This is a genomic window from Roseobacter sp. YIN89 (assembly GCF_057219365.1).
On sequence record NZ_JBXVVD010000001.1, the window covers coordinates 1,065,433 to 1,082,466 of the forward strand.

The window sequence follows — 17,034 nt, forward strand, 5'->3', positions numbered from 1 at the left end:
GGTAGTGCGTTGGATACGCTTATGCAGGCAGATCACGTTCCAGCTCTTCCAGAGAGCCTTCGCGCGGTGTGCCGTCTGCCATTGCAGGCAATTCAATCTCTGTGCAGGTCCCTTTGTCGACCAGTGTCCAGGCGTTACCCTGATAGTCAACGGTGGATGTGCCCGCGCATGTCGTGCCTGGGCCCGCGGCACAATCGTTGGCACCAGCCAGAGAAACACCATAGCATTTTTCCTTGGCAGCAGCTTCTGCAGGAGTGGAATGGGCCGCGAATGCAGCAGCAACTGCGCTTGCGATTGCGACGGATTTCATTGTTGTGGACATGTGTACATTCCCTTTTTAACGGACCTTTCGGCCATTGACGCTGACAGTTGTACCAAAGACTGCGCAGGTTACCATTCACGAGCCTGTGTGTCACATCCGTGTCAGAATTCGCGGCTCCAGACGTCACAAACGCACGAAAAAACGGGCGAATTATTACAATCACGCCCGTTTCTTTCGAATTTCCGTAGGATTTGTGCTGCTTTGTTACAGCAGGTCAGGGGGCGTTGCCTCGCGGCTTAACGCTTCTGTTACAGCATCCAGCGGCTCTACGTTTGTTCGTTTCTCGCCCAGCCGACGTAAAGTGACCGTGCGCTCTTCGACTTCGCGGGCGCCGACTGCGAGAATAACTGGCACCTTGCCCACCGAGTGTTCGCGAACCTTGTAGTTGATCTTTTCGTTGCGATTGTCGGCCTCGGCGCGGATACCCGCAGCCTTCAGTTGAGCGACGACTTCGTCAACGTAATCATTGGCGTCAGAGATGATCGAAGCCACAACCACCTGTCGCGGCGCAAGCCAGAATGGCAGCTTGCCTGCGTGTTCTTCGATCAGAATGCCGATGAACCGTTCGAAAGAACCAAGAGTGGCCCGGTGCAGCATAACCGGTCGATGCTTGCCACCGTCCGCACCGATAAAGGTGGCGTCCAGCCTTTCCGGCAAGACAAAATCGACTTGGTGTGTGCCACATTGCCAGTCGCGTCCGATCGCATCGGTCAGGACAAATTCCAGCTTGGGACCGTAAAATGCGCCTTCACCAGGGTTCAGTTCAGGCTCAATCCCCGCTTTGCGCGTGGCAGACAAAAGGGCGTGTTCTGCTTTGTCCCATACTTCGTCCGATCCGGCGCGGGTTTCGGGACGGTCAGAGAACTTCACCTTGAAGTTCTCAAACCCGAGGTCTTTGTAGATATTCGAAAGGAATTCGATGTAGACGGCGGTTTCCGATTCAATCTGATCTTCGGAACAAAAGATGTGACCGTCATCCTGGGTAAAGCCGCGCACCCGCATTATCCCATGCAGGGCACCGGATGGCTCGTAACGGTTGCACGATCCGAACTCTGCCATGCGCAGCGGCAGGTCACGGTATGATTTGAGGCCCTGATTGAAGATCTGAACATGGCAGGGGCAGTTCATCGGCTTCAGCGCGTTCACGGCCTTTTCGCGCGCGTGTTCCTCGTCCACTTCGACGATGAACATATGTTCCTGATACTTATCCCAATGGCCGGACTCTTCCCATAACTTGCGGTCGACGACCTGCGGGGTGTTGACCTCGACGTAGCCGCCTTTGCGTTGCTGGCGACGCATGTAGTCCTGCAGTTCAGTATAGATGCGCCAGCCGTTGGGGTGCCAAAATACCTGACCTGGCGCTTCTTCCTGCATGTGAAACAGGTCCATCTCGCGCCCCAGCTTGCGGTGATCCCGCTTGGCGGCTTCTTCCAGCATATGCAGGTGCGCCTTGAGCTTTTCCTTGCCGGTAAACGCGACGCCGTAGATGCGTTGCAGCATCGCGCGACTGCTGTCGCCGCGCCAGTAGGCGCCGGCAATCGACATCAGCTTGAAGGCATCGCCAGGCACCTGTCCTGTGTGCTGCAGATGCGGTCCGCGGCACAGATCCTGCCAGTCGCCGTGCCAGTACATGCGCAAAGGCTCGTCACCCGGAATGGCGTCGATCAATTCAACCTTGTAGGGTTCGTTGTTGTCTTCGTAGTGCTTGATCGCGCGCGCGCGATCCCAGACCTCGGTTGTTACGGGGTCACGCTTGTTGATGATTTCCTTCATCTTTTTCTCGATCTGGCCCAGATCTTCGGGAGTGAAGGGTTCAGCCCGGTCAAAGTCATAATACCAGCCATCCTTGATCACAGGCCCGATGGTGACCTTGGTGTCTGGCCAGATTTCCTGCACAGCGCGGGCCATGATATGCGCAAGATCGTGCCGCACGAGTTCGTTGGCCTGCTCTTCGTCGGCCATGGTGTGAATGGCGATGCTTGCATTTTCGGTGATCGGCCACGCCAAATCATAGTGCTGGCCATTCACTGTTGCGGAAATTGCCTTTTTGCGCAGCGAGGTGGAGATACTTGCCGCGACATCGCCAGCAGTGACGCCGGCATCGAATTCGCGCGCGTTACCATCGGGAAAAATGAGAGAGATATGGGCCATTGGTGGCACTCCTCGTCGGTTTGGCGCCTACGAGACGCCCGGTTGCGGGTATGGACGGAAGCTCAATGGCGCCAAGGCCGTGCGGTGTCAAGCAATGCCGCAATGTATACCCAAGAATACGTTGACTGCGACAATCCGTGTGTTAAATCCGACATGTTTCGTATCGGAAACACATGATATTGGGGATCACGCATGCCACGCTACAACAAAACCTTTGAACTGAGCATTCACGACGTGGATTTGATCGAAGAGGCGCTGCGGGCGAGGTCGCGTGAGTTGTGCAAAATGCGACGTGCATTGTCGGACGAAAACCCGGCCGATATGGAATCGGTCCGGGTGATCGAAGGAGATCAGCGCGAAAACGAAGAGTTGCTGGGCCGGTTGCATAACCAAAAAACTTTCTACAGGCCTTTGAACGCGCCTTACGTCGGCGGTTAAGTTCCCGACGTCAGCGCAGCATACCCCATCAGAAGGCAGCACACCCATCCGCCGGTGAAAAGGATCGGCCGTGCGGGAAACCTCGCATGTCCCGAGATCATGCCGATGGCGTGTGCCACTCTGAGCACCAAAAAGCCAATCGACGCCCAGTAGGTCAGCGGAGAGAACGCGTCCAACTGCTGTGCAATCAGGACCAGAATTGCAAATGGCAACAACTGTTCCAGCAGGTTGAGGTGGGCACGATGGGCGCGGTGCACCCATTGCGGGAAGCCGGACAGATCGGCAGGGCGTTCAAACGGGTCGACACCCGGCTGCGGATGTATGTTTACACCGACGATATAAGGAATCCACAAAGAGGCGGCGAAAAGGGCCAGCACGACCACGACTGCCATTTCAGCAGGAAGAGGCGCGGCCATGATCAAGCCTCCATCGCAGGATCAGCAAATCGAACGCTTTTGCCTGTTTCCAGCCAAGTCTTGAGGCCGGCGATTGTTCTGTGCCATCCGTCTGCGACGCCTTCTTGCCCGGCTGGAATGTCGTAATGCTCCACCGTTAGCAGGCAGTTTTCGCCCTGAGGTTCGATAATGTAGACAAACCTTGATGCCTCGAGAGGTACATCCGGGCCCGCCCAATGCGGCTCGAACGTGCTTTCGATCCGGGTCTTGGGCGTGAGGTTGGTTTCCGTTAGGATCAGCATCGGGCTACCGTCCGGGAACTTGAGTGTCAGGCTGTTGCCTTCTCGCGTGCAACTGCCAACGACAAAGTTATAGGCCGCGTTTGCATCGGCATCAGTCAAGGCGTGCCAAAGCGCGTCTTGCGTGCAGTGAATATAGGTCTGCATCATGAAATCGGGTTTGGACATTTTGTGTGCTCCTTCAAGGTTGGATTTCAGGTCAAGCACCGCTCGAGCCGCTGTTTGTTCGAGCAGTGGCCCGACCCAGCGGTCTATCGCTTCCTGCAAGGGCAGGGCGTTTAGGTAGTGAAATTTGAAGCGTCCCTTTTTATGGGCGACGATCAGGTTCGCTTCTTCAAGAACAGCCAGATGTTTCATCACGCCAAAGCGCGTCATCTCGCATTGCTCGGCGAGGTCTTGCAGGCTTTGACCCGGAGTTGCGCGTAAACTGTCCAGCATCATACGGCGCGTCGGGTCTGCCAAGGCTTTGAAAAGCGAATCCATGAGGCTTTTATAAGTTACCAAATAGTCACGTGACAATATGGTAACATAAAAGATGTTGATTCCTGTTTTACATCAAGGGCTTGCTGACGCATCATCGGGCGCAGAGGGAGATTGCCATGACCAAACCATCCTTTTTTGAGACCCCAAACGGGCGTCGTATCGCGTATCATCACACTGCTGGCGAGGGTCCGTGCATCGTCTTTCTCAGTGGTTTGAAATCAGACATGGATGGTACAAAGGCGGTACATCTCGAAACTTGGGCGCAATCCCGCGGGTACCAATACCTGCGGTTTGATTATTCTGGCCACGGTCTGTCCTCTGGCCGCTTCGAGGACGGCAGCATTGGGGACTGGTCTGAGGATACCCGTGCGCTGATCTCTGGGCTGATTGATGGACCCATTCTGCCAGTAGGGTCGTCGATGGGCGGATGGCAGGCCTTGCTGCTGGCACGGCACATGCCAGAACGGATAGCCGGGATGGTCACTATCGCAGCAGCCCCCGATTTCACAGAGGACGGATACTGGGCCAGTTTTACACAAGCCCAAAAGGAAGACATTGCCCGTAACGGCAGGGTCGAAATCCCGTCCGACTACATGGAGCCCTATGTGATCTCTATGCGCATGATCGAAGATGGCCGGGAAAACCTTGTGCTTCGTTCGCCTTTGTCACTGCCCTTCGCGGTGCGCTGCCTTCAGGGCACAGCCGACACCGCCGTCAGTACGGAAACTGCCACCCGGTTGCTGGCCCATGCAGATTGTCCGGACATGCGCCTGTTGCTGGTCAAGGATGCTGATCACCGGTTTTCCGATGGTCCCTGTCTTGGGCTGATCGAAGATGCGGTGGAAGAAGTCCGCAGAATCGCCTCGACCCGCTAGGCCATCGCAGAGAGTCCGACGGCCCAACCCTACGCCATTTACGCCAACATTTCCCGTATGGCGCGAGGATATGGTGGTTCACCTGGTGTTTATCCACAACATATAGAAAATCTGTTGACCTGCCTATTTGGTCAGGCATGGTGCACCGCGTCATCTGCTTTGGGGTGAGAAATGATGATCCGTGTGCTGACGCTCGTCAGCGTCGTATGGCTGACTTTGTCACAGGCGGCTTGGGCACAGGGCTGCCCCCGAGCGTATGAGATCGTGCCGGGTGACAGTCTTTCCCGCATCGCCGAAGCAGAATACCAGAATGGGTTTTTGTGGTCGCAGATTTTCGCTGCGAACCGAGATGTCATCGGGGATGACCCCGACACGATCCTGCATGGCACAGTGATTGAGCTGCCTTGCGCAGCGGGCGAGGGGGCGAGCGTTGATGCGGTGGTCAGCAGTAGTCTGCGACCGCCAAGGCCGGCGGAAGCAGAAAACACAGCCGCATCTGGCACCGCCACTGTAAAACTGGTCGTTGTGCCGGATATGGCTCCTTTTTCCGGGGGCGCGCTGCCCGGCGGTGGCTTGTTGATCGATTTGGTGCGATCTGCGCTGTCAGCATCCGCGCCCGAGAGCCCCTTGCGCGTTGTGAACAAAGTGCCCTCGCCATCTGCCACGTCCGTCCCCGTCTCGGATACGATTACCTTGCACGTGCCGGCCTTGCGCATGTCCTGTGCCGATCCGGCAGAAATGACGCTTTGCAATTCGCGCGTGTATAGTGCGCCGCTGTTCGAAGCGTTGATGGTGGTTTATGTGCACAAGGACCGCCCGATACCTATGGCCGACCCCCGTGATATGCACGGCTACCGGCTCTGCCGCCCTTCAGGGTGGCCCCTGTTCATGCTTGATGCACAGGGCCGTGACTGGCTCTCTGGTGGCCATGTTTCCCTGACCCAGCCACCAAGCGCCTTGGCGTGTATGCGCGCGTTACAGCGCGGCGACGTTGATGGCGTGGTGTTGAACGAGTTCACAGGGCAAGCGGCCTTGCGCGGTCTGGACGCCGAGACAGACATCGTAGCCCTCCACCGCTCACCGCTGGGGATTGTGTCGTTGCATGCAGCGGCAGATGTCCAGTCGGCCGAGAGTGTAGCGGCGATTAATGAGGTGAACGCGGGATTGGAAATGCTGCGGGATACGGGTGCGGCGCGCGCGATCCTGCAGCGTCATCTTAACACCCACTGGGCCGGATCATGACCCGCTGTGCGCGCAATTTTGCTAAATTAAGCTTGGCGCTTTGGCTGGGCGCGGCGGCATCGCCATCTACAGCAGACATATCCGTCGCCGTAGCTGACGCAGGTGCACCTCTTGCTGCTCAGGACTGGCCGGAACAGGGTCTGGCAACCGCTGTTGTGCGCAATGCCCTTGCGCTTCAAGCGCCAGATGAAGATGTGCGCATCTTATGGACGCGCGAGCGTTCCGCCCCGCTGGAACTGGTTCACCAGCATCGTGCCGAACTGGCCTTGCCGGTGCCACGTCCGCCATGCCGGTCTGAAGCGACGGAATTGCCATGCGGTGCGTTTCATTACTCTGATCCCATAGTCGAGATTATCTGGCGGCTTTTTGCATACCATGATCGGGAAATTACATTCGACACGCCTGCAGACCTTGTTGGTAAACGACTTTGTCTGGCGGAACCCGCAGACCGTACATACGGGAACAATGCGGGGATTGGTGTCGTCGAGAATGTCTTGGGGGAAATCCGCCGCGCGCGCACGTTGGAAGAGTGCTTTTCACTTTTGCTTGGCGCGCGGGTGGATGCGGTGATCGCTGATGAGTTTTCGGGCGTTCAGGCCCTGTTTGATCAGAACCTCACCGAAACGGTTGTTCCGCTGCCAAGACCGCTGGGCAGCCAGTCACTGCACGTCGCAGTGTCAAGATCGCATTGGCGGGCGACCACGTTGATTTACCGCGTCAATGCAGGTCTTGCCGGGATGAAGCAGTCGGGGGCCTATCAGGCTCTCGTGGCGCGTCATGTTGAAAGGTTTTGGGAAGACTTGAGCCTGCGCGCGCGCTGACCAGTTTTGCGGTCTTGCCGACCGGGGGTGGGCGCGTTTAGATGCGGCCACAGGCAAATCATTTAGTTTTGAAAAGGTCCCGGCGATGCCCGAACCTCTGGTTCTTCTCCCCGGCATGATGTGCGATGCGCGATTGTTCGGACCTCAGATCGACGCGTTGTCGTCTGATACCGCTGTCATGGTCGCTCCGATCACGCAGGCAGAGTGTGTCGAGGATATCGCGGCGCAACTGCTAGAGCAGTTACCTGCCAAATTTGCGCTTGGTGGGCTCAGCATGGGGGGTATTGTCGCCATGGAAGTGCTGCGTCGTGCACCCGATCGCGTTACGCGCCTTGCCTTGATGGACACCAACCCGCTTGCTGAAACGCCACAGGTCGCCGCCTCCCGCGAGCCGCAGATCGTCGCTGCCAGATCGGGGCGCATGCTGGATGTGATGCGCGAAGAAATGAAGCCGAATTACCTCGCGCCCGGTCCGCGGCGGGCCGATGTTCTGGATCTGGTCATGGAAATGGCGCGTACTCTGGGGCCAGAGATCTTTGTGCGCCAGTCGCGGGCGCTGCAAAGGCGGCCTGATCAACAGTCAACACTGCGCAAGTGCAAGATTCCGACCTTGGTACTGTGTGGGGTTCATGATGCGCTGTGTCCAGTGCGGCGGCACGAATTCATGGCGGAATTGATTCCTCATGCGACCTTGCGGGTTTTGGACGGGGCAGGGCATCTGCCAACGCTTGAGCAGCCCGAAGCTGTCACCGACGCGCTGCGACGGTGGCTCGGGCAGCCGTACGTTCTGCGCTGAAGTCAGGCCGCTGAATTCCTGTTGGCGGCCTTGCGCGCCTTTGGTTTGGATTTCGATGGCTCGGGCTTGGCGGCGGCCTTGTCGCGTGGACCGCTGTTGGCATCAATAAAGTCCAGCACAAGGGGGCGGATGTTTTTCCGCCAGCTTTTGCCCGCGAAGATGCCGTAGTGCCCTGCACCTTCTTCGAGGTGGTTGGCCTTCTTGTCATCGGGAAGGCCGGTGCACAAATCCAGCGCGGCAACGCATTGTCCGGGTGCGGAAATGTCGTCTTTCGATCCTTCAACCGTTTTGACGGCAACAGTTGTGATTTTGCCAATGTCGACCTTCTTTCCGGCGACAACGAACTCGTTTTTGGCAATTTCCAGCTTTTTGAAGATGCGTTCCACCGTCGACAGGTAGAATTCTGCCGTCATATCCATAACGGCGAGGTACTCGTCGTAGAATTTGTTGTGCTTGTCGTGCTCGGCCGCTTCGCCTTGCGCCACGCGGGTGATCTGGTTTGTAAATGCTTTGGCGTGCGTTTCCAGATTCATTGAAATGAATGACGTCAACTGCAGCAGTCCGGGATAGACCATTCGGCCAACGCCCGGGTATTTGAAACCGACCCGCTGGATCATCATTTCCTCAAGCTGCCCCATCGTGACGCGGCGGCCAAAGTCGGTCACGTCGGTCGGCGTGGCATCCGGATTCACCGGACCACCGATCAGAGTAAGGCTGCGGGGTTGCGCTTCGGGGTCTTCCTCGGCCAGATACGCAGTCGCTGCAAGTGCCAAAGGTGCCGGCTGGCAGACGGCGATAACATGGGTATCGGGCCCCAGTTCGCGCATGAAATCGACCAGATAAAGTGTGTAATCCTCGATGTCGAACTTTCCCGCACTGACCGGGATATCCCGCGCATTGTGCCAGTCGGTGATATACAGGTCGGCGTCCGGCAGCAGACTGATCACGGTAGAGCGTAAAAGGGTCGAGTAGTGTCCTGACATGGGGGCCACAAGGAGCACTTTGCGTTTTGGCACCGGACGGTCGGCAACGACGAAGTGCAACAAGTCGCCAAAGTCGCGTTCCACGACTATTTCAGTCGTCACGACGTGGTCTTGACCGTCCATCGACGGGACGGGCGGAATGTTCCAATCCGGTTTGACGACCATGCGCTGAAAGGTACGTTCCGTCACTTCGCCCCAGGCTGTCATCCAGGCAAAGGCAGGGTTTGGAACCAAGGCAAAAGCAGGGTATGATCCCATAGCCAGAGCGGAAGCGCCGAGCCATTGGTTCGTGTTTCGGACCGTTTCCATCAGGTCATAGGTGAGCATGTACCGCATCTAGGGGTCTCCTTCGTCTCAATGCTCGGGCCAAGCCCGAGACAGTCAGTCGCATCGCCCCCTGAAAGCCAACGACGTAAATGCTGCACCTGCAAACATAGAAGGGAATGTTCGTTATGACAACCAAAAGTGACGCCGACATCGTTCCGTCTGGTGAATCTCTTGAACGAATGACGCAGAACCTTAAGAAAGTCGAAGAACTTTCAGAACGTTTGCAAAAGGTGCTTGTGAACCGGCAGGGGCATAACCCAGCGCTGGACGGCCCGAATCAAGAATTGTTTGGCAGGGCGACCCAGGCTTACTGGGCCGAGGCCATGTCTAACCCCGCGAAAGTCTTTGAGCACCAGATGTCTTACTGGTCAGAAACGATGAAGCATTTCATCGAAGCTCAGCAAGTCCTGGCAAAGGGCAAGTTCGCTGCACCGGAAAACGCGGGGCCGAAAGACCGCCGTTTTGCCAACCCGCTGTGGGACACACATCCGTTTTTCAATTTCGTCAAACAGCAATACCTGATCAATGCGCAAGCACTGACGCAGGCCGTTGAAGACGTGAGCGACCTTGAGCCGTTGGAAAAGAACAGGCTGAACTATTTTGCGCGGCAGATCATCGACATGATGTCGCCGACCAACTTTCTGGCAACAAATCCTGACGCTCTTGAACGTGCGGTCGCAACCGACGGTCAGAGTCTCGTGCAGGGCCTTGAAAACCTGATCAGCGACCTTGAGGCAAACAAAGGCGAAATGGTTGTCAAACTGGCGGATGAAAATGCCTTTGAACTCGGACGCAATATCGCGACAACACCGGGCAAGGTCGTCTTTCGCAACAAGATGATGGAACTGGTGCAATACACACCGACAACCGAGGAAGTCTACAAGACCCCGTTAGTGATCTTTCCGCCTTGGATCAACAAGTACTACATTCTCGATCTAAAGGAGCAGAACTCGCTTATCAAATGGTTGGTAGATGAAGGCCACACAGTCTTCATCGTGTCGTGGGTAAACCCCGATCCGACTTATCGCGAGATCGGCATGGGCGACTATCTTGACGATGGCTACCTCGCGGCGATTGACGAAGTAAAGAAGTTGACTGGCGAAAAGCAGGTCAATGCGGTCGGGTATTGTATTGCGGGCACTACGCTTGCACTTGCTCTTTCCCTTCTCAAACAGCGCAAAGACAAGTCGATTAAATCGGCCACTTTCTTTACCGCTCTGACGGATTTCTCGGATCAGGGTGAGTTTGCGCCGTTCCTGACAAATGATTTTATTGACGGCATCGAGGCGGAAATCGAAGAAAAGGGTTTACTGCCCTCCGTGATCATGGCGCGGACCTTTTCGTTCCTCCGGTCCAACGATCTGATTTACGGTCCGGCAATCAAGAGCTACATGATGGGGGAGACGCCCCCCGCCTTCGATCTTTTGTACTGGAATGGCGATGGTGCAAACCTGCCGGGCAAGATGGCGATAGAGTACCTGCGCGGTCTGTGCCAGCGCAACGAGTTGGCCGATGGCGGTTTTGAGCTTTTGGGCCACAAGCTGAAGCTTTCCGAAGTCGATGTCCCGTTGTGCGCTGTAGCCTGCGAGACAGATCATATTGCTGCTTGGAAAGACAGCTACCGCGGCGTTCAGCAGATGGGATCAAAAGACAAGACATTCATCATGACGCAATCGGGCCATATCGCTGGTATCGTGAATCCGCCGACGCGCAATAAATATGGCCACTATACGAATGACGACATGTCCGGCGATCACGATGGCTGGCTGGGTGGCGCCGAATTCCACGAGGGGTCTTGGTGGCCGAGATGGGGCGATTGGCTGAAAAAGCGGTCCGGCCGGAAGATTCCAGCCCGCACGCCAGGCGATTCGGAACATCCGGTGCTGTGTGATGCACCGGGAACTTACGTAGCCAAGAAGGCAACTCTCTGATTTCCAAGTCAATTCTGCACCGCAGTAAATTCTTTTGCTGCAGTGCAGAAAAAACTTGAAATGCTGCGGTGCGGCATGTATATATTTCTCAGACGCAAGAAACCCCGGGTATTCCGGACAAGCGACAAGAGGAACAGTACAATGGCTAAAGCGACACCAGACATGACAGCAATGTTCAAAGACGTAATGGGTTCGTTCCCAGTGGACACAGCTGCTTTTGAAGATGCATTCAAAACTTCTGCAACCCTGAACGAGAAACTGTCCGGCGTAGCGCTGACAGCGGCAGAGAAATCCACCGACATCTCGAGCAAGTGGGCACAGGAAACATTCGCGAAACTGGCAGAAATGTCCAAAGCGAAATCCGAGCCAGCCGACTACGCAAAAGCGGTAACCGACTTTGCTTCCGCATACTCCGAATCTGCTGCTGAGCACATGGCTGCCTACGCGGAAATCGCGAAGAAAGCACAGATGGACACCATCGAACTGATGATGGCCGCTGGCAAAGACATCAGCGAAGACGCGACTGCAGCTGTTAAGAAAGCGACAAACGACGCGACAGCAGCTGTTAAGAAAGCCGCGACTGCGAAGTAATCGAAATACTGATTTGCACCCATTCCTCCCTGTACGGTGCAATGATGACGGGCGAGCTTGTATAAAGCTCGCCCTTTCTTTTTGTCAGCGCCTGCCCTAAGCTGCAGTGCAGCGCGAGACTTGAAGGAGACCATCGGTGGCGGAACAACAAAAACCATTGCTGATCAAACGCTACGCCAGCCGTCGGCTCTACAATACCGAGACCAGCGACTACGTTACCTTGGAGGACATCGCGGGGTTTATTCGTGAAGGTCGCGAGGTCCAGATCGTTGATCTGAAATCGGGTGACGACCTGACGCGGCAGTACCTGCTGCAAATCATAGCGGAGCATGAAAGCCGCGGCGAAAGTGTTTTGCCGGTTGATGTGCTGAATGACCTCGTCCGTAGCTATATGACACCTGGCGGCAGTGTTGTGCCGCAGTTCCTGCAAGCGTCGTTTGAAATGCTCCGCAATGGGCAAAGCCAGATGATGGATCAGATGACAGCAATAAACCCGATGGCAAAAATGCCGGGCTTTGAGCTGATGCAAGCGCAGCAAAAGGCGTTCATGAAGGCAATGACCGGCGGACTCGCGGGATCATCCGGCTGGCACGGTCAGGAAGAGGCCGAAAGCGAGAGCGCCGAAAAGGGCGAAGATCTCGACGAGATCAAGCAACAGCTGGCCGAGCTGCAAGACAAGCTATCCAAACTGAAATAAGCTAGGCGACTGCCGATGCTGCACTTTCTGGCGTTGCTTGCGCAATCGCGGTCAGCAGCACGTCTGTGACGGCATCTAGTTCCGGCATGGTCAAGCGCACGGGCAGGCGCACGTCGCAGGCCCTTGCCAGCATGGCTCGGGTCTGTGGCAACTGGGGAATGTTTTTGATGAACTGCCAGTTCCAGAACGCGCGTGCATTGTCCGCACTGGCACCAAATACCTGTACCTTGACCCCGGCGTTTTCCGCCAGACGGACAAACGTGTCGGTTTCAGCGTCACTAAGACCGACAAGGTTGAACTGGATGCTGTCTGGAGCGCGCTCTTCGCCCTGTAATGGTTGCGGCACATCCAGAAACGGCGACGCGTTCAACCTGTCTGCCACGTAATCGTGGTTGCGTAATCCCTGCCGTACGCGTTGTGGTAGGGCGTCGAGTTGTGGTCTGATTAGCGCTGCCGAAAGATTGTTGAGCCGCAGATTGTAAAGCGGCAGCTTGTTTTGCCATTTTGCAAAGGCGTCGTGCAGCACCGGGTGCTTGCGCCAATTGTGCTCATAGGCGCCGGACATGATAATCGCCCGAGCCACCAAATCGGCATCATCAGTGATCATTATGCCACCTTCACCGGCATTAACCATCTTGTAGGACTGGAATGAAAAGCAGCCAACCTTTCCGATCGTGCCAATCTTGCGTCCGCGCCAAAGTGTCCCAAGCGAGTGCGCTGCGTCTTCTATGACCGGGACGCGCGCCGCATCGCACAGCTTCATGATCGCATCCATGTCCGAGGTGTGGCCGCGCATGTGGCTGATAATGACGGCGTCGATGTCGTCGTGCAGACGCGCCTCGAAATCAGCCAGATCAATCCGGTAGTTTTGGCCAACTTCGCAAAGTACCGGATCATATCCGGCGTGAACCACCGCGGATGGAACCGCTGCGAATGTAAACCCAGGGATCAGCACCCGCGCCCTGTCAGGCAGGTCGAGGGCCTTGAGCGACAGGAACAGCGCGGCCGAACAAGAGGACACAGCCAAGGCGTATCGGCTGCCCATGAGGGCGGCGAATTCGGCTTCCAGCAGGCTGACGGGGGCATCCCTGTCTGCGGTGTAGCGAAACAGGTCACCACTTAAAAGCAGACGCTCGACCTCGGCGCGGGCGGCATCCGGAATGGGTTCGGCGGCATGCATGTCTGGCAGGGTCATTTTCAGCATTCCTTAATGTGGATTGTTGAAAATGTAAATCAGAGAACGGCAATCGCCAAGTTAAAGATTTGTGACGCTGCTCTAAAAGCCCAGGCGGTCGCGAAGCGCGTACCACGTCATCGCAAGGATCAGCAACGGTGTCCTCAGCGCGCCACCACCGGGGAAGGCAGGGGTCGGTATGGCGCTCATCGTGTCAAACCCATCGCCGTCACCCTCGATTGCGCGTGCCATGAGATATCCCGCATGAGTGGCCGTCCCCACACCGTGGCCCGAATAGCCCGAGGCCGACAGGATGCCCGGTGCAAGACGCGCAAGATACGGGAAGCGTTTCATCGTAATCCCGAGGGTGCCGCCCCAAGCATAATCAATCCGGACGTCCTTCAGATGCGGAAAGACCGCGTGCATCGGCTTGCGCACAACTCTCTCGATATCAGCCGGAAAGCGATACCCATAGCTCTCTCCCCCGCCAAAAAGCAGACGTCCGTCGTGCGAAAGTCGAAAGTAATTGACGACGAACTTGCTGTCGGCAACGGCAACGTCTTTGGTCAGAACATCCTGCGCGCGCGCGCCCAATGGCTCGGTCGCGATGATGAAGTTATTGATCGGCATGACACGGGCAGTGACCGATGGCGCCAGACCGGACAGATATCCGTTACAGGCCAGAACAATATGAGATGCGTGTACTGTACCGTTCTCGGTGCTGACCACATTCGGCGTCCCTTCCGTCAACGCGGTGACGCGTGTCTGCTCGTAGATCTGCACGCCGGCATCCCGTGCCGCGCGCGCAAGCCCGAGCGCATAGGCCAGCGGATGCAGATGCCCCGCGCCCCAGTCCACCATACCGCCCCGATACGCCGGCGAGGGGCACAACGTCTGGCAGGCGGCGGCGTCCAAAACTTCAAGGTTTCCGTACCCGTAAACACGTGACAGATGCGCCGCATAATCGTGCATCCAGGTTACTTCGGCAGGCCGCGAACCTGTCCAGGCAACACCTGATTTGAGATGGCACTCGATCTCATGCGTAGCAATCAGATCTTTGACCAGCGCTTTGGCGTCCTCGCCGAGCGCCCATAGGGCGCGGGCCTGATCACGACCCACCAGGCTTTCGAGGCTGATCTGATCGACCCGCTGCCCAGACCCGAGTTGTCCACCATTGCGTCCCGACGCGCCAAAACCGACCCGTTGCGCTTCCAGCAAAATGACCCGCCGCCCTGCTTGCGCAAGATGCAACGCTGCAGACAGCCCCGTGTAGCCACCACCAATGACACAGACATCCGCACGCTGTGTGCCGGCCAGAGGGGCAAACGGTGCCAGCGTCTGCGCGGTAGTGGCATACCAGCTCTTTGGATATGCCCCGGCTGTATCATTCGCATAGAGAAGATCCATAGCGTACGTGCTCTTTCACTTTGCCAAATAAACTCCCCGCGGAGCGTCCCGCAGGCGCAATCCGCTCACACGTTGAGCAGCAGGTGTTCACGCTCCCAAGGTGAGATGACTTGCAGGAATTCGTCATATTCTGCCCGTTTCACGATGGAATAGACACGGGCAAACTCCGGCCCAAGCACGTCATGTAAACCATGTGCCTCTTCAAACAGATCAAGAGCCGACCCCAGAACGCGGGGAATGTCTCCGTCGCCGTCATAGGCATCGCCCTTGAATTCGGCCTGTGGCTCCTGCGCCTCGGTCAGCCCAAGATACCCGCACGCAAGGCTCGCGGCGATCCCGAGGTACGGATTACAGTCCATTCCGGCCAGCCGGTTTTCCACACGCCGTGCAGCAGCACTCGACAAAGGGATACGGATGCCAGTGGTGCGGTTGTCGCGCCCCCACTCCAGATTGATGGGCGCCGCGTGATCCTTAACGTAGCGCCGGTAACTGTTGACGTATGGCGCGATCACCGCGAGCGCAGAGGGCATATGACGCTGCAAGCCGGATATGAAATGGGCAAATTCGGGCGTTTCGGCCTCGTCCTCGTCTGAGAACAGATTGCGCCCGGTCTTTGCATCCAGCACAGAGTGGTGGATATGCATCGCAGAGCCGGGCTCGTTGGCAATCGGTTTTGCCATAAAGGTTGCAAAGCAATCGTGGCGCAGCGCTGCCTCGCGGATCAGGCGTTTGAAGTAAAAGACCTCATCGGCCAACTTGACAGGGTCACCGTGGCGCAGGTTGATTTCAAGCTGACCGGCGCCGCCTTCCTGTGTTATTCCGTCAATCTCAAAACCTTGGGCTTCGGCGAAATCATAGATGTCATCAATGACAGGGCCAAACTCGTCTACCGCGGTCATCGAATAGGCCTGCCGTGCTGCAGCCGGGCGACCCGAACGGCCCATCATTGGCTCGATGTCATGGGCGGGATCAATATTCCGGGCCACCAGAAAGAATTCCATCTCGGGGGCCACAACCGGCTCCCATCCCTTGTCACGGTAGAGCTGGCAAACCCTTTTCAGCACGTTGCGCGGGCTGAACGGCACCGGCTCGCCGTCTCGATTAAAAGCATCGTGTATGACTTGAAGAGTCCAGTCACCAGTCCACGGTGCGGCAGTTGCGGTGGTCATGTCGGGTTTGAGGATCATGTCCTTTTCGATGAACCCGTCTTCCCCCGCCGCTTCGCCCCAGTCGCCAGTAATGGTCTGGTAAAAGATGCTGTCGGGCAGGTGAAAGTAATCCTGCCGGGCAAATTTTGACGCGGGCACGGCCTTGCCCCGCGCGATGCCGGGCAGGTCGGCGATGATACATTCCACCTCGTCGAGCCTGCGCCCTTCCAGGTAGACTTGTGCGGCAGCAGGCAGGTTCTGTGTCCAATCGGCCATCAGGCCCTCTCTTTCTTAAAAAACGCCGCCATGATCGACGCTACTTCCATTCGATCGGTCGGCGCGTCCAGCTTTCCAGAGGCTTCTTGCATCAGGTGCTCCGGCACAACACCTTTTCCCCGCTTTTCCATCAGGCCCTTGATAAAGTCGGAATCGTATTCCGGGTGTGGTTGGATCGTCCAGATGCGATCGTCGTATAGCAATCCGGCGTTGGCGCAAAAATCCGTCTCTGCGATCACTTCGGCGTTGTCCGGCTTTTCAACCACCTGATCCTGATGCCATGCGTTGATGGCATAGGTCCGCCCGTTCATGTCGTACTCTGTCAGACCCACAGACCAGCCACCTGCGAACTTCTCGACCCGCCCCCCCATAGCCTGCGCGATCACCTGGTGGCCAAAGCACACGCCGATCATCGGAATGCCGGCGGCATAGCAATCTCGGATTAACTGCTCCAGCGGTGGGATCCATTCATGCGGTTCGTAAGCACCGTGCCGCGAGCCAGTGATCAGCCAGCCATCGGCATCGTGGATGCTGTCGGGAAAGTCGCCATCAACCACGTTCCAGCCCTTGAACGTAAAACCGTGACCGTCGAGCAATCGCGCGAAATAGCGGTCATAGGTACCTGCGTGATCCAGGCCCTCAGGCGGGTGGCCTGTATTTAGTATGCCGATCTTCATT

17 protein-coding genes are annotated in these 17,034 nt (G+C 56.8%); 8 read left to right on the top strand and 9 right to left on the bottom strand.

Annotated features, from left to right (window positions below; all coding sequences use genetic code 11):
- Positions 1-19: 19 nt before the first annotated feature.
- Both AC2D8V_RS05310 and thrS read right to left on the bottom strand, forming a co-directional pair.
- Positions 20-322 carry a BufA1 family periplasmic bufferin-type metallophore gene (locus AC2D8V_RS05310; protein ID WP_484732470.1) on the bottom strand — a complete coding sequence of 101 codons (303 nt, stop codon included), beginning with the start codon at positions 320-322 and terminating at the stop codon, positions 20-22.
- 204 nt (positions 323-526) lie between these two features.
- The gene (thrS, locus tag AC2D8V_RS05315) at positions 527-2,473 is read right to left on the bottom strand and encodes a threonine--tRNA ligase (protein WP_484732471.1); all 1,947 of its coding nucleotides are present in this window, start codon (positions 2,471-2,473) and stop codon (positions 527-529) included.
- Positions 2,474-2,665: 192 nt separating this feature from the next.
- Here thrS and AC2D8V_RS05320 point away from each other — a divergent pair, with 192 nt between their 5' ends.
- Positions 2,666-2,911: a hypothetical protein gene (locus AC2D8V_RS05320; RefSeq protein WP_484732472.1), complete on the top strand. Its 246-nt coding sequence runs from the start codon at positions 2,666-2,668 to the stop codon at positions 2,909-2,911.
- Here AC2D8V_RS05320 and AC2D8V_RS05325 read toward each other — a convergent pair.
- On the bottom strand, positions 2,908-3,327 hold the full coding sequence (locus AC2D8V_RS05325) for an MAPEG family protein (RefSeq protein ID WP_484732473.1): 420 nt from the start codon (positions 3,325-3,327) through the stop codon (positions 2,908-2,910). The genes AC2D8V_RS05320 and AC2D8V_RS05325 overlap by 4 nt on opposite strands.
- 2 nt (positions 3,328-3,329) lie before the next feature.
- Positions 3,330-4,088, bottom strand: a complete 759-nt coding sequence (locus AC2D8V_RS05330; protein WP_484732474.1) for an ArsR/SmtB family transcription factor — start codon at positions 4,086-4,088, stop codon at positions 3,330-3,332.
- 116 nt (positions 4,089-4,204) lie between these two features.
- Here AC2D8V_RS05330 and AC2D8V_RS05335 point away from each other — a divergent pair, with 116 nt between their 5' ends.
- The 4 genes from AC2D8V_RS05335 to AC2D8V_RS05350 all read left to right on the top strand — a co-directional run bounded on the left by AC2D8V_RS05335 (position 4,205) and on the right by AC2D8V_RS05350 (position 7,822).
- A complete protein-coding gene (locus tag AC2D8V_RS05335; protein WP_484732475.1) occupies positions 4,205-4,963 on the top strand; it encodes an alpha/beta fold hydrolase in 759 nt (252 codons plus the stop codon).
- 174 nt (positions 4,964-5,137) lie between these two features.
- A complete protein-coding gene (locus tag AC2D8V_RS05340) occupies positions 5,138-6,205 on the top strand; it encodes a hypothetical protein (RefSeq protein ID WP_484732476.1) in 1,068 nt (355 codons plus the stop codon).
- Entirely contained in the window at positions 6,202-7,026 is an 825-nt protein-coding gene (locus AC2D8V_RS05345; RefSeq protein WP_484732477.1) for a substrate-binding periplasmic protein, read from the top strand. Before AC2D8V_RS05340 ends, AC2D8V_RS05345 begins: the two co-directional genes overlap by 4 nt.
- A gap of 85 nt (positions 7,027-7,111) precedes the next feature.
- Entirely contained in the window at positions 7,112-7,822 is a 711-nt protein-coding gene (locus AC2D8V_RS05350) for an alpha/beta fold hydrolase (protein ID WP_484732478.1), read from the top strand.
- 2 nt (positions 7,823-7,824) lie between these two features.
- On the opposite strand, the gene phaZ is transcribed toward AC2D8V_RS05350, so the two are convergent.
- Positions 7,825-9,141: a polyhydroxyalkanoate depolymerase gene (phaZ, locus tag AC2D8V_RS05355; protein ID WP_484732479.1), complete on the bottom strand. Its 1,317-nt coding sequence runs from the start codon at positions 9,139-9,141 to the stop codon at positions 7,825-7,827.
- 116 nt (positions 9,142-9,257) lie between these two features.
- On the opposite strand from phaZ, the gene AC2D8V_RS05360 reads away from it, so the two are divergent.
- The 3 genes from AC2D8V_RS05360 to phaR all read left to right on the top strand — a co-directional run bounded on the left by AC2D8V_RS05360 (position 9,258) and on the right by phaR (position 12,351).
- Entirely contained in the window at positions 9,258-11,063 is a 1,806-nt protein-coding gene (locus tag AC2D8V_RS05360; RefSeq protein ID WP_484732480.1) for a PHA/PHB synthase family protein, read from the top strand.
- A gap of 141 nt (positions 11,064-11,204) precedes the next feature.
- Entirely contained in the window at positions 11,205-11,654 is a 450-nt protein-coding gene (locus AC2D8V_RS05365) for a phasin family protein (protein WP_484732481.1), read from the top strand.
- A 136-nt stretch (positions 11,655-11,790) separates the two neighbouring features.
- Positions 11,791-12,351: a polyhydroxyalkanoate synthesis repressor PhaR gene (phaR, locus tag AC2D8V_RS05370; protein WP_484732482.1), complete on the top strand. Its 561-nt coding sequence runs from the start codon at positions 11,791-11,793 to the stop codon at positions 12,349-12,351.
- 1 nt (position 12,352) lies between these two features.
- Here phaR and AC2D8V_RS05375 read toward each other — a convergent pair whose 3' ends face one another.
- From AC2D8V_RS05375 to AC2D8V_RS05390, 4 genes are all read right to left on the bottom strand, one after another.
- Positions 12,353-13,546 carry a DegT/DnrJ/EryC1/StrS family aminotransferase gene (locus tag AC2D8V_RS05375; RefSeq protein ID WP_484732483.1) on the bottom strand — a complete coding sequence of 398 codons (1,194 nt, stop codon included), beginning with the start codon at positions 13,544-13,546 and terminating at the stop codon, positions 12,353-12,355.
- An 81-nt stretch (positions 13,547-13,627) separates the two neighbouring features.
- Entirely contained in the window at positions 13,628-14,932 is a 1,305-nt protein-coding gene (locus AC2D8V_RS05380) for an NAD(P)/FAD-dependent oxidoreductase (protein ID WP_484732484.1), read from the bottom strand.
- Between the two features lie 65 nt (positions 14,933-14,997).
- Positions 14,998-16,356, bottom strand: coding sequence for a glutamine synthetase family protein (locus tag AC2D8V_RS05385; RefSeq protein ID WP_484732485.1), 1,359 nt, complete (start codon positions 16,354-16,356; stop codon positions 14,998-15,000).
- Positions 16,356-17,033 (bottom strand): type 1 glutamine amidotransferase, encoded by a 678-nt coding sequence (locus tag AC2D8V_RS05390; RefSeq protein WP_484732486.1) that lies wholly within the window; start codon positions 17,031-17,033, stop codon positions 16,356-16,358. The genes AC2D8V_RS05385 and AC2D8V_RS05390 overlap by 1 nt, the downstream gene beginning before the upstream one ends.
- Between the last annotated feature and the right edge of the window lies 1 nt (position 17,034).